The organism is Bradyrhizobium sp. IC3195 (assembly GCF_020193585.1).
Taxonomy (GTDB): Bacteria; Pseudomonadota; Alphaproteobacteria; order Rhizobiales; family Xanthobacteraceae; genus Bradyrhizobium; species Bradyrhizobium yuanmingense.
Window position 1 is genome coordinate 591453 of sequence record NZ_JADYVG010000001.1, and the last position, 11906, is coordinate 603358.

General features: G+C 64.6%; 17 protein-coding genes. 12 read left to right on the forward strand and 5 right to left on the reverse strand.

What is annotated here, in order from left to right:
- Positions 1-79: 79 nt before the first annotated feature.
- A complete protein-coding gene (locus I6F09_RS02810) occupies positions 80-283 on the forward strand; it encodes a hypothetical protein (protein WP_025035973.1) in 204 nt (67 codons plus the stop codon).
- Between the two features lie 171 nt (positions 284-454).
- The gene (locus I6F09_RS02815; RefSeq protein ID WP_225187402.1) at positions 455-706 is read left to right on the forward strand and encodes a hypothetical protein; all 252 of its coding nucleotides are present in this window, start codon (positions 455-457) and stop codon (positions 704-706) included.
- On the opposite strand, the gene I6F09_RS02820 is transcribed toward I6F09_RS02815, so the two are convergent.
- Complete coding sequence (locus I6F09_RS02820) at positions 703-1263, reverse strand: Ada metal-binding domain-containing protein (protein ID WP_225187403.1); 561 nt, start codon at positions 1261-1263, stop codon at positions 703-705. The two genes, I6F09_RS02815 and I6F09_RS02820, sit on opposite strands and share 4 nt — an antisense overlap.
- 129 nt (positions 1264-1392) lie before the next feature.
- Here I6F09_RS02820 and I6F09_RS02825 point away from each other — a divergent pair, with 129 nt between their 5' ends.
- Positions 1393-1809, forward strand: coding sequence for a nuclear transport factor 2 family protein (locus I6F09_RS02825; RefSeq protein ID WP_225187404.1), 417 nt, complete (start codon positions 1393-1395; stop codon positions 1807-1809).
- Positions 1810-1894: 85 nt separating this feature from the next.
- Positions 1895-2809: a DMT family transporter gene (locus I6F09_RS02830; RefSeq protein WP_225187405.1), complete on the forward strand. Its 915-nt coding sequence runs from the start codon at positions 1895-1897 to the stop codon at positions 2807-2809.
- A gap of 6 nt (positions 2810-2815) precedes the next feature.
- Here I6F09_RS02830 and I6F09_RS02835 read toward each other — a convergent pair whose 3' ends face one another.
- Positions 2816-3166: a zinc ribbon domain-containing protein YjdM gene (locus I6F09_RS02835; protein WP_036022853.1), complete on the reverse strand. Its 351-nt coding sequence runs from the start codon at positions 3164-3166 to the stop codon at positions 2816-2818.
- Positions 3167-3398: 232 nt separating this feature from the next.
- Between I6F09_RS02835 and I6F09_RS02840 the strand changes: the two genes are divergently transcribed.
- The 6 genes from I6F09_RS02840 to I6F09_RS02865 all read left to right on the forward strand — a co-directional run bounded on the left by I6F09_RS02840 (position 3399) and on the right by I6F09_RS02865 (position 7923).
- Positions 3399-3851, forward strand: coding sequence for a pyridoxamine 5'-phosphate oxidase family protein (locus I6F09_RS02840; protein ID WP_036000190.1), 453 nt, complete (start codon positions 3399-3401; stop codon positions 3849-3851).
- 294 nt (positions 3852-4145) lie between these two features.
- Positions 4146-4550, forward strand: coding sequence for a VOC family protein (locus I6F09_RS02845; RefSeq protein ID WP_057029035.1), 405 nt, complete (start codon positions 4146-4148; stop codon positions 4548-4550).
- A gap of 96 nt (positions 4551-4646) precedes the next feature.
- Positions 4647-5294 (forward strand): cell envelope biogenesis protein TolA, encoded by a 648-nt coding sequence (locus tag I6F09_RS02850; RefSeq protein ID WP_225187406.1) that lies wholly within the window; start codon positions 4647-4649, stop codon positions 5292-5294.
- A gap of 296 nt (positions 5295-5590) precedes the next feature.
- On the forward strand, positions 5591-5872 hold the full coding sequence (locus tag I6F09_RS02855) for a hypothetical protein (RefSeq protein ID WP_036000177.1): 282 nt from the start codon (positions 5591-5593) through the stop codon (positions 5870-5872).
- Positions 5873-6089: 217 nt separating this feature from the next.
- Complete coding sequence (locus tag I6F09_RS02860) at positions 6090-7130, forward strand: acyl-CoA desaturase (protein ID WP_225187407.1); 1041 nt, start codon at positions 6090-6092, stop codon at positions 7128-7130.
- 289 nt (positions 7131-7419) lie between these two features.
- On the forward strand, positions 7420-7923 hold the full coding sequence (locus I6F09_RS02865; RefSeq protein ID WP_036000202.1) for a hypothetical protein: 504 nt from the start codon (positions 7420-7422) through the stop codon (positions 7921-7923).
- 179 nt (positions 7924-8102) lie between these two features.
- Here the strand turns inward: I6F09_RS02865 and I6F09_RS02870 are convergent, their stop codons facing one another.
- Positions 8103-9113 carry a hypothetical protein gene (locus tag I6F09_RS02870; RefSeq protein WP_225187408.1) on the reverse strand — a complete coding sequence of 337 codons (1011 nt, stop codon included), beginning with the start codon at positions 9111-9113 and terminating at the stop codon, positions 8103-8105.
- A gap of 298 nt (positions 9114-9411) precedes the next feature.
- Here I6F09_RS02870 and I6F09_RS02875 point away from each other — a divergent pair, with 298 nt between their 5' ends.
- Positions 9412-9711 carry a hypothetical protein gene (locus I6F09_RS02875; RefSeq protein ID WP_128261897.1) on the forward strand — a complete coding sequence of 100 codons (300 nt, stop codon included), beginning with the start codon at positions 9412-9414 and terminating at the stop codon, positions 9709-9711.
- A 188-nt stretch (positions 9712-9899) separates the two neighbouring features.
- On the opposite strand, the gene I6F09_RS02880 is transcribed toward I6F09_RS02875, so the two are convergent.
- Positions 9900-10451, reverse strand: a complete 552-nt coding sequence (locus I6F09_RS02880) for a phasin family protein (RefSeq protein WP_225187409.1) — start codon at positions 10449-10451, stop codon at positions 9900-9902.
- 279 nt (positions 10452-10730) lie between these two features.
- Here I6F09_RS02880 and I6F09_RS02885 point away from each other — a divergent pair, with 279 nt between their 5' ends.
- The gene (locus I6F09_RS02885; RefSeq protein ID WP_025575662.1) at positions 10731-10997 is read left to right on the forward strand and encodes a DUF2312 domain-containing protein; all 267 of its coding nucleotides are present in this window, start codon (positions 10731-10733) and stop codon (positions 10995-10997) included.
- 214 nt (positions 10998-11211) lie between these two features.
- On the opposite strand, the gene I6F09_RS02890 is transcribed toward I6F09_RS02885, so the two are convergent.
- Positions 11212-11727 carry a ParB N-terminal domain-containing protein gene (locus tag I6F09_RS02890; RefSeq protein WP_225187410.1) on the reverse strand — a complete coding sequence of 172 codons (516 nt, stop codon included), beginning with the start codon at positions 11725-11727 and terminating at the stop codon, positions 11212-11214.
- Between the last annotated feature and the right edge of the window lie 179 nt (positions 11728-11906).

The following is an 11906-nucleotide window of genomic DNA, read 5'->3' on the forward strand; positions in this document are numbered from 1 at the left end:
GCAACTGTGGCCGAGGTGCAACGCCCGGTTCCATTTGACGTTGCCGCAACTTTGTTGCGGCTGGTGCGTTGGAGGCGCCATGACGCATCCCTCGCTTCGTCCCATGGACGCCTTCGACCCCACCGAGCCCGCCATCCTGCACGATCGTCTCTCCGACACGATCATCACCTGGACCGCCGACCAGGCCGAGGACTACCGCCGCGCCAGCCGGCCCGGCGCGGATGGAACCGTGGCCTGGAAGACCTATCTCTTCGACGGCTGGGGCAACGTGCTTGGTGGCTGAGCGGCTCCTCTGGAGGCGCCGCGTCGCAGCCGGCGTGATTCGCCCAAATCCCTGGACGCATTAGGCATAACGTCATGCATTGCATGCGATGTTGCAATGCGGCGGTGTATGTCGCACTGCAGCAAAATACGCCTAAATAGGCTCCGACTCTCAAACCTCGGAGCATCACCAATGAACAAAAAGACCTTGTCGATCGCCGCCTTCCTGACGATCGCGGGCGGTACCGCGGCTTTCGCCGCCGAGCTGCCGACCTATGAGGCCAACGGTTTCCCGGTTTCCCCGCTGCAGGTGCGCGTGCTCGGTGCCGCACATGTCGAGCAGCAGGTCGCAGCGCCAAGCGCGATCGCCTCGGTCCACCAGGCGAAGGTGCTCAGCCCGCGCAAGGTGAAGACCGCGGACGTGATCACTGGCGCGGGCCGCTAAGCTCGCCGCGCGCGCAGGCTTGACGGCGAGCGGCCGTAGAGTTCGGCGAAGGCGGCGTTGAACCTGCGCAGGCTGCCGAACCCGGCCTGGAATGCGATAGCGGTCATGCTGTCATGGCCGGCATCGAGCAGGCGCTTGGCGCGCTGGACACGCAGTGTCTTGGCGAGCTGCTGCGGCGTAGCGCCGACATGGCGCTCGAACAGGCGCGCCAGGTGACGCGACGAGATGCCGAGCCGCGTCGCGAGATCGACCACCGAGCCTTCATCCAGCGCGCCGTCATCGATGAGCCTCATGGCCCGGGCCACCGTGGAGCGCGTGCCGTTCCAGGCCGGGCAGAAAGGAGCGGTCTCGGGACGGCAGCGCAGGCAGGGCCGGAAGCCGGCGGCCTCGGCAGCCGCAGCCGTCGGATAATAGACCACATTGCGAGCCAGCGGCTGCTTGGCCGGACAGACCGGCCGGCAATAGATGCCCGTGGTCTTCACCGCCGTGAAGAAGCGGCCGTCATAGCGGGGATCGCGGCGCAGGCGCGCGGCGTTGCAGACATCAAAGCTCAGCATGATCGCATGGTAGCGCATGAGGTCGGCGGCGGAAGGGCTGCCGGATGACCGAGTCTGATTGTGGCGAGCCGCGGCTCGCCTCGCGGCCTAGAAGGCGGTTCTCATCGCAACACGGCCGGAGACCCCATCGTGACCAGCCCGAGAGACGTCGTACTGAACGCCTGGAAGACCTTTTCGTCACGCGATCCCGAGCGCATCGCGGCACTCTTCACCGAAGACGCCGAATGGATCGCGCCGAAGGGAAATGCCACCGCCGTCGCGCTCGATCATACCGATCACATGGTGGGAGCGCACCAGATCGCCCGCTTCATCGCCAAGGAAATGCACAGGCTGTTTTCGAGCATCGATATCGTCTTCCGCGGCGTGTATGTCGACGGCGATGTCGTGATCGTGGAGGAGCGGATGCGCGCCACGCTGCCCGGCGGCAAGCCGTACGAGAACGAGTATTGCTTCGTGTTCGAGGTGGTGGGTGACCGGATCAGGCAAGTGCGGGAATACATGGATACGCGCAAGGGATGGCGGACGGTCTTCGATGAGGGGCTGTAACACGCGTAGTCGGCATCGCCCTCGCGTGACAGCCCTGCAGCCGCGTGGGTTGAGCGGCTCCGCGAGCCGACATATCGAGTGATCCATGGATCAGCGGACGAGCGGCGCCGACGCTCAGAAGAAGGATGCCGCGCCGGCACTGCTCGGCGTGGTCTGCGGGCTTGCCGCAGCGCTGTTCTGGGCGCTCGGCTTTGCCGCCACGCGGCACGGCCTCAAGGCCGGCTTCACGCCGGTCGATCTGCTGGTGCATCGCTATGTCTGGTCGGGGATCGCATTCCTGCCCCTGGTGTTGCGCGCCGGACTCTCCGATCTCTGCGGCATCGGCTGGGGCAGGGGGCTCGTGCTGATGGTGCTCGGTGGTCCCGTGATGTCGCTGATCTCGTACATCGGCTTCCTGTTCGTCCCGCTCGGCCATGGCAGCGTGATCCAGCCCTCTTGCGCCACGCTCGGCGGCCTCCTGCTCGCGGCGGTCGTGCTGAAGGAGCGGATCTCCGCCTCGCGCCTGACCGGCGCGCTCGTCATCGTCGGAGGCCTCGGCGTGATCGGTGCGGAATCGATCGGCCACATCGGTGCCGACGGCATTCAGGGCGATCTCATCTTCGTGCTTGCCGGATTCATGTTCGCCGGGTTCGGCGCGATGCTGCGCCGCTGGCGCGTCTCGGCCGTGCCGGCGGCGCTGGTCATCAACGTGCTGTCGCTGCTGCTGGTGCCGGTCTACGTCGCCACGGTGGGCCTCGCCCACATTGCGTCGATCGGCATGACCGAGAACGCGATCCAGGCGCTGGCGCAGGGCGTGCTTGCCGGCCCCGCCGCGCTCTATCTCTACGCCGTCTCGGTCCAGCGTCTCGGCGTCGCCCGCGCCGCGGTGTTTCCGGCCTGCGTGCCCGCGCTGACGCTGCTCACCGGCTGGCTGCTGCTCGGCGAGCCGCCCACGATGCTGCAGACGGCAGGCCTCGTGACGGTGCTGTGCGGGTTCTACCTGGCGCAGCGGCAAAGCTAGCGGACCTCACGCCTTCTTCACGAACTCCGACTTCAGATTCATCGCGCCGATGCCGTCGATCTTGCAGGCGATGTTGTGGCCGTCGCTGGCGTCCTGCAGGCGGATGTTGCGCACCTTGGTGCCGCCCTTGACGACCGAGGACGAGCCCTTGATCTTGAGATCCTTGATCACGATGACACTGTCGCCGTCGGCGAGCACATTGCCGTTGGCATCGCGCACACCCGCATCCTGCGCCGTGTCCGTGGCCGCGTCCGCCGCGCCGCTCCATTCATGGCCGCATTCCGGGCAGACCCAGAGATCGCGGTCCTGATAGGCGTGCTCGGAATTGCAGGTCGGGCATTTCATCGTGTCGGTCATGACGGGTCTTGTCTCGCGCGTTCGTTCGCGGCGCGACCGTAGAGGCGCGACCCGGGAAAGCAAGCAAAAGCTGCGCACGGCGCGGGCTGGCCGCGCCTGCCGGTGCGATATCACCGGGCGATGCCTGCCGACGCTTTCAACAGGCGACATCGCCGGCGCGCGTTGAGCTGCATCAACGGCACTGCGCGCGGGGATCGTATCGTGTCTTCAGGAATGACCGCCGGAGGCAGCGATGGACGACACACTCAGACGAAAAATCCAGACCTTGCTGGACCAGCACCGCACGATGCGGATCGCGACGCTTCGCGCCGATGGCTGGCCGCAAGTGACGACGGTCGGCTATGCCAACGAAGGTTTCACCATCTACTTCCTCTGCGGCCCCGACAGCCAGAAGGCGCAGAACATCTCGCGGGACGACCGTGTGTCGCTGGCGATCGACGACGATCCGGCGCAAGTGATGGAGATCACCGGCCTGTCCATGGCGGCGCGGGCGGTGGCCGTGACCGATCCAGCCGAGGCCGAGAAGGCGATCGCGCTTTTGATGGCGCGCTATCCCGAGCAGAAGGCCATCGGCCTCCCCGTGCCGAAGCCATCCGAGGTGCGGCTGATCCGTCTCACACCGACGGTGATCTCGCTGCTCGATTATTCCAAGGGATTCGGCCACACCGATCTCGTGACGTGCTGAGGACGCGAGCTGCGAGCTGCGCTGTCGATGCTGTTTCTCTGCAGCGTCGTCCACACCGCCGCCGGCTCAAGCAAGTGTTGCGAAAACAACCCCATGCACAGTAGCCATCCCCATGGAATTGCTCGGGGTTTTCCTGACTTCGGCAAAATCGAACAAGAGTTGACCCGTCGGGCAAAACAATGGCATGATGACATCGTGGGACGCGGTCGGGGGCGTCAGGTGCGGCACCATCCCGGATTACGCTTGCGCTCCATCCGGGCTACGCTCGCTTCGCAACTTGCGACGAGTTCCCTCATGAGCTTTCTCCTCAACATCGACGTTCCCGACGTGGCGAAAGCCACGACGTTCTACACCGAAGCCTTTGGCCTCTCGGTCGGCCGTCGCTTCGGCGCCGACTTCGTCGAGCTCAACGGCTGGCCCGCGCCGGTGTATCTGTTGACCAAGCAGGCCGGCACCATCGGCGCCGGCGGCGACCGCCGCCGTTATGAGCGGCACTGGACGCCGATGCATATCGACGTCGTCGTCGACGATGTCGACGCCGCTGTCGCGCGTGCGCTCGCTGCCGGGGCGATCCTGGAAGTGCCGGCGAGCGATGCGCCCTATGGGCGGATCGCGATGCTGGCCGATCCGTTCGGGCACGGTTTTTGTCTGTTGGCGTTCAGCGCGCAAGGGTATGACGCGTTGCTGGAAGGTGCGTAGCCTAATCCGGGCCGAGCGTGCTGAGCCACCCGGATTGCGCTTTGCTCCATCCGGGCTACGATCGCCTGCGGAAGGCTGCGCCGACATCGGAGCGACATGCCAAAGAAGCTGAAGACCTACCAGACCTCGCTCGGCTTCTACGATCAGGCGATCGCCGCGCCCTCGATGAAGGCGGCGCTTGCTGCCTGGGGCGCCAGCTCCAATCTGTTCCATCAGGGTGTCGCCAGGGAGACCGACGACCCTGATGTCGTCGCTGCAACCATGGCGAAGCCGGGCGTGGTGCTGAGGCGTCCGGTGGGTTCGAACGGCCCGTACACCGAGAGCGCTGAGCTGCCGACAGATCTCGGCGAGGACGAGGCCAAGCCCAAGCGCAAGTCCAAGAGCAAGGCCAAGAGCAAGCCGACGTCAAAGACGCGTCCCGCCAAGACGGCCCGGAATGCATCCCGCGAGATCGACGATGCGGCCGCGCGCAAGGCCGCCGCGGCATTCGAGAAGGAGGAGCGACGCCGCGAGGCAGCGCGTGCCAAGGAGGAGGCCGCTCGCGCCAAGGAGCGTGCGCGGCGCGACAAGGCGGTTGCCGCGGCGGAAGCCGCACTCGACAAGGCAAGACGCGAGCACCAAGCGAAGGCCGAGGCGATCGGAGCCGAGCGGGCCGCGCTCGAGGCGCGCGCCGAAGCGGAGCAGGAGCGCTGGGACAAGCAGAGGCAGAAGCTGGATCAGGCGCTGCGCCGCGCGCGCGAGTGAGGGGCAGGTGCCGACGTCCGGGAGTTCTGTTGCTCACCTAGACCACCCTTGCGTCCTACTCGCCGTCATTGCGAGCCACTGGGTCCGCGCGGAGCGCGGCCCGATGACAGGCTCCGCGAAGCAATTCAGGCTCCCTCCGCGGAAGGACTCTGGATTGCTTCGTCGCAAGTGCTCCTCGCAATGAGGGGGAGAGGTCGGAGCGCTAAAGCGCACAGCGCTTATGTCCGCACCTCGCGCGAAATTTGCTTGCCTCGCCTGGCATCCTTTTGCACTCTTGAAGCGAAGGAGACCAACGCATGACCAAGATGACTGCCGCCTGCGCGCTCGGAACCGCCCTGGTGCTGAGCGGCCTTGCAACCTCGGACGCCGAAGCCCGGACGCGGAGAGCCGTCGTCGTTCGCGCGCCGCAGGAGCGGCTCATCGTCACGGCGCCGGTGCTGAGGCCGACGCCGTGGGATTACAACATCGTGCCACGCTATCGCTATCGCCCCGAGCACGACCGGGTCGATCCCTACGGCCCGCCCTTGGTGCCGTCCTACGTGCGCTATGAGGGATGGCGCTGGCCGTATTGGTGGTGAAGGCCGACGGACGCCAAACTGATCGGCGCATGAGCGTACGCTGACAGATGCAGGACGTGCATCTGCTCGTCATGGTCTCCACTTTCCATTCGGCAGAGAAGCGAAAGGGGCGGGGCTGCGCCGCCCGTGCTCCTACGGCCGCTCCGGTCCTTGCCTCTGATAACCAGGGGTTGTACGCTGCACTGCAGAAAAGTGCAGTGTAAATGGATCGGCTGAAATGAGCGTGGTTGAGAGCGTGGCGTCCGAGCAGCTTGCGGAGCCGAAGATGCCGCCGGGCGTGCTGACCGAAGGTCCGGTGGTCGAGGCCAAGTTTCGCGATTCCTACATCTCGTTCGCCATCATGGTCGGCGGCTCAGTCGCGGCGCTGGTCTGGGCCTTCTGGCAAGGCATCGGCTGGGTCGAGGTTTCGGTGTTCGCCGGCACGTTCATCATGTCCACGATCGGCATCGGCTTCATGCATCGCTACTTCGTGCACCGCAGCTTCCGCTGCGGTCCGGTGATGCGGACGATCTTCGCCGCGCTCGCGACCATGGCGGTGCAGGGCTCGATCCTGAAATGGGTGAGCAACCATCGGCGGCACCATCTGCACTCCGACCGGCCCGGCGACGTGCACAGCCCCTATTACGACGGCGGCGGCCATCCCTATACCAGTTTCGCCAAGGGCATGACGCATGCGCAAGGCGGCTGGGTGTGGGACCGCGAGACCACCGATGCCAGCTACTACGCCAAGGACATCCTGGCCGACCCGATCGCGATGTTCTTCACCAGGACGCGCTGGTACTGGTATGCGCTCTCGGCGCTGATCATTCCGGGCGCCATCGGCTATGCCTTCGGCGGCGCGCGCACGATGATCGGGTGCATCCTGTTCGCCGGCCTGTTCCGCAGCTACCTCATGACCATGGCGACCTCGCTAGTGAACTCGGTCTGCCACAGCGACGGCCGCTGGGGCTACCGTCGCTTCGAGACCCATGACGGCACCACTAACGAGCTGGTGACCACGCTGCTCACCTTTGGCGAAGGGCTGCACAACAACCATCACCGCTTTCCGCGCGACGCCTACATCTCGCACGCCTGGTACGAGGTGGACATCAACGGGTTGATCATCCTGGGGCTGGGGAAGCTCGGGCTGGTGCATGATATTTTCGCGGCGGGCGGTGCCGGCCGCCAACGTGCGGCGGATGCAGGGCCGGGCGAGCCTGCGCCAGCCGCCGTCGGGAATGCCTTCGAGGGCGACGACCTTCGCGCCCCCGGAACATAATCGTGCCCGCCAATGGCGGGCGCGATGCGGATTTCCGCTGCGCAGGCGGTTCGCCGGACGTTGAGGTTGACGACAGTGCCGGTCGAACTCGTTGTCAGGGTTCGCGCGTTCGAACAGGTGCACGGAAAAATTGAAGTTTGATGGCTCGCCGTCTCTGCGTGCAGAGTTGGCGATTGGGTAAAAGTGGCAAAGTGGAGACTGTCAAGAATACATAGAGGTAGAACGGCATTTATCCCCGTAATAAACCCAATGCTGCTTGGGGTTCTGGGCGCGTATTGGGAGGACAGTCATGGCAAGTGTCGAACAATTGCACAGACGGGACGGAGTGAACTTGGTCCAACTCGAAGCGGACATCACTTCGATCCGGTCGGGAAACTCCATTACTTCAATTAATCTGCCTGATTACGTCGAGCACACCGCGGGGGTGTCCCGGGTCGGTGCGCTCAGTGCAGAAGCGGTCATTCGCGACTATGAGTCCGCTGCAAAAGAGATCGAGGCCATGGGCACCGAGTTGATCGACGCTGCGCAAAAATGCGAGGCGCTGACGGCCCAGGTTCACGATGCGATCGCCTTCATGCGAGAAACGGCGGCAGGCTACCGAGAAGAGGGACGGAAGATCTTCAAACGTATCGAAGAATGCGCGCTGTTCACCGAAGACGTTCGCAAGACCTGCGAACAGGTCAAACGCAGAATGGCTGAAGTCTCGGTCGGCCCTTCCGATGAGGAGCTTGCGCCGCAAGAGCCCGAGCTGACGGGGATCGCGGCCAAGGTGACGATGAGCGAGATACGCTGAGGGGAGCGTAGGGTGGGTTAGCTGCGCGACTGCGCAAGGCGCAGCTCGCGCAGCGTAACCCACCACGTCTGCCTCCGCTGAAATCAAAGTGGCGGGTTACGCCAGCGGACTGCGCTTCGCGCCGTTGCAGGCTAACCCACCCTAAGGCTCTTCAAATCGCGCGCCTTCGCGAAACGGGCTCACCAATCCGGATCGCCGTAATAATAAGGGTCGGCCATATAGCGCGGCGGCATCCAGGGGCCTCGCGGCGGCGGCCTCGGCCGCCGTGGCGCGGCGTCTGGTAGGTGCGCCCGGGCACGCGCAGCCGTGTCGTTGTTGACCACGCTGCGCGCGACGGGCTTCGCAGGTGCAGAGGCGGATGGCGCCGATGACGCGCTCAGTTGCGTTTGCAACGCCTGGACCTGCGCGGCGAGGCGCGCATTGTCCGCCGCGTCCTTCTCCTGCGCGGCCTTGAGCTGCTCGATGGTGGCGGCCTGGTCGCGCAGGGTCTGCTCGCTGCGGCTCTTCAACTGCTCGAGCTTGCCGTTGATGTTCGCAAGCTCGCTCGTGATGGCCTTGAGCGATTGCGCGAGCTCGGACGATGACGGCTCGGCCGCCGTGGCGGCATGCTTCGGGGCGCTTTCGGTGTCCTTGGGCCCCGGCGGCGCCGGCACCGGGCTCGGCTCATCCGCGGCCGCCAGCAGCACCGTCGCCGGCTGCTCCGGACTTTCCGCGGCGGTCGCTTGCGGGGGTGCGCTCGCGGGTGGAGCCCATCGCGCCATGATGGACTTGCCGATCGATGTCGCCTCGTCGCCATATTGCGACGCGACGGCGGCACCGAGGAGGCCGATCGCCATCACGAGAATAGCCAGAGCCCGCATCATGGCCCTGTCTCCCCTCAGGCCCTGATCGCGAGGCTTGGTGTTTAGAGGCTTGGATTCCGGCGTCGGCGTGTTTCCGGAAGTTGCTGCGGCCGTCGCGGCGGTGCTTGCGCGCGAGGTCCGCGGGGTTTCGCTGTTACGTTCCATTCCGGAGACCAGCCGGTCCAGCCGCGCAAGGTCTTCTTCTGCGCTCTTGATCCGGTCGTAGGCCCGCGCCAGCCCGCCATCGGCCCGCGCCTCGTCCGGCTTGGACGCATCAGGCTTGGCGGTATCAGGCTTGGCGTTATCGGTCTTGCCGGTATCAGGCTTGGGGTCGTTCGTGTCAGGCATCGATGCGCTCTCCATCCGGTCGGGCGTCAATGGGAGGCAGTCCGATCAAGGATAGGTCTCGCCGCTGTCCGACACAACGCGTGTGCAAAGGAGAAATTATGGCAGGCGGAGTGAGCGCGCAGGTGGGGTTGGTGCCGCGACTGCGCAAAGCGCATTTCGTAGGGTAGTCGAGCGGATTGAAGCTCATCAACGAATGACGCCAGGGACGTCCACCCCCGCGGCGCATGAGCGTTCGCTGAGGGGAACGGGCGCTAGTCCATTCCGTTTCCTTCGAGGGGGCTTGTTCGAGGAGGACAACATGAAAGCAATGATCATCGCGCTTTCGGCTGCCGTTGTCATGGCTACCGCACCAGCCGTATTTGCTCAGGGTGTATCGAGCAAGACGCCAGGTCATGAGATGCAGCAAATGGGCAAGAAGGGCGAGCCGGGCGCTTCCAGCTACGCTCCGGGACACAAGAAGAAGCAGCACGCGAAGTCCTCGAAGAGAACCAGCCCCGGCGCGTCGAGCTACGCTCCAGGACGAACTACAGGGCAAACCACAGGTCAAACCACAGGCGCGGGCACCGGGTCGACCACCGGCACGAAGTCAGGGTACTGAACTCCCGGCGGTCCTCAGGCGCGTAGGGTGAGTTAGCTCCGCGACGGCGCAAAGCGCAGGTCGGGTAGCGCAACCCGCCTCTTTGATCTCGGCGGCGGAGAGGTGGTGGGTTACGCCGGCGGACCGCGCTTCGCGCAACCGCCAGCTAACCCACCTTACGTCCCGCGGCGCCGCAATGTGCACCGTCGTCAGTGACGCATCGTGCGGATTTCGAGCGTGGTCTGGGTGAGCCTCGCCACGAACCCCTCAAGATGCATGACCCTTTGTCTGGTCAATTGTTCATGCAGCTCGGTGATTTTCTGGGATTCGGCGACAAACGAGTCGCACGCCTGTTTCGCGTACGCCATCTGAAGCTCAAAGGCCTCGACGGGTGAACGCGCCATCGCGAGCTTTCCCAGGAAGTTCCAGGCTTGCTCAAGCGAGGTCCTGATGTAGTCGCTATAGGCGTCGGCAATCGCTTGCGTGCTGGCCTGGAAGGGTTCGACCGGTACGACGGGCGGGCTTGCGGCGAGCTCCATCCCGGAAGCCTCGTCCGGCAAGGCCGCAGCCGAAGGTATCTCCGCACTGATGTGTCGGCTCGGCTCTTGCTCGGTCTCGTGCTTGGTCTCCGCCGAGGCATCCGGCAATTGATGCCCTGCACTTACGCGTTGCTCGCCGCCCCCGGTCCGTTGTCCCGATTTCTTCTTGCCGCCGCGCCGGCCCGATTTTCCCCTTGGCTTGTTGTCCACCGCACTCAACATTGCAAAATGGCTCCTGAATATCGATGAAGCCGCGAGCCTCCGTCGCGTTTGCGCTGAAATCGCGATTGTGGGCTGTCGCTTGCGTGGCGGCCATGTGGTGAGATTTTGCCGCCGCATCTTCGATGCATCCGGCAAGAAGTCGCCGATCCAGATAGCTGCGGGGTGGTCGCCTGTCCCGGGTATCGCTGCGGCGCGATGGCATCGGGTGCGGCAACTCGGTTAACACATTGGTCATTTCTTTGCGGGCATTTTCACGACCTCAGTCAGCGAGGAGGTACCATGTCCGACATCACCATTCCCGGCGGCAAGATCCGTTCCTTCGTCGAGCGGATCGAGAACCTCGACAGCGAGATGCAGGAGTTGAGCGAACAGAAGAAGGAAGTCTTTGCGGAAGCCAAGGGCGAAGGCTTCGACGTGAAGATCCTCAAGGAGATCATCAAGCTGCGCAAGGAAGACAAGAACGAGCGCGACGAGCGCGAAAGCCTGCTCGACCTCTACATGCGGGCGATGGAGACGGCCTCGCCGGAGCAGGCGAAAGCGGCGTGAGACGTTGGGTTGATCGGTGAGGAGAGATGGCCGCGATCGAAAGGATTGCGGCTGTCGGTTCGGTGGAAGCCATGCAAGGCGGAGCGCAACAGCCTCACCGTCATTCCGGGGCGCGCGAAGCGCGAACCCGGAATCCATCGCGCCACCTGTCATGTCGCCCGATGGATTCCGGGCTCGCGCCCAAGGGCGTGCCCCGGAACGACGGCGTCGGTCATCAATAGCGGCCGCCGCTGCCCTTTTGCTGAGTGATCCAGTCCGACAATGATTTCGGTTTGGATTTCGCCATCCGGCCCGGCGATGCGTTCGGAGCGTCGCGGACGCCTTTAGCCAGACGGGTGCGCGGCACTTCCGTTGCGCCAGCGCCCTTCAAGCCAGCCATCGATGCCTCTGCGGCTTCCTTCTCCAGGCGCAACTGCTTCAATCGCGCCATCTTGATGCGCTCGGCCTCGACTTCGGGTCGCTCGGCGAGCTGCGGCTTGTGTTGAGCCAGCTCGGCCGGGACCAGCACGCCGAGAATGGTCGTCTCGCCGAGCGCCTTGCAGGCCTCTAACCGATGCAGTCCCTCGACCAGAACCAGGCGGTCTCCGTCGAGCCGAACGGAAATCGGGGCCTGTTGTCCGATCTCCAGAATACTTTCCGCGATCTCCGCGACGGTCTCGGGCTTGATGGCTTTCCTCTGCTTCGTCGGAACGAAGATCTTCTCGATCGGGAAGCTTTCCGGTTTGGGCATGACTTCTACTCCGCGTCTACCGGGCCCGTCGGAACCCATGCCGGTGGAGTTGGGAGTTTAGGAGGGAAGCGGTCGACCGCAAAGGCAATTCGGAGGAATGCGGTGTGCACTTAATGAGGGCGCATGCGAAAGTCAGCCGAGGTAGCCGATCCGGCGATAGCGAATTTGGTGCACTGCCA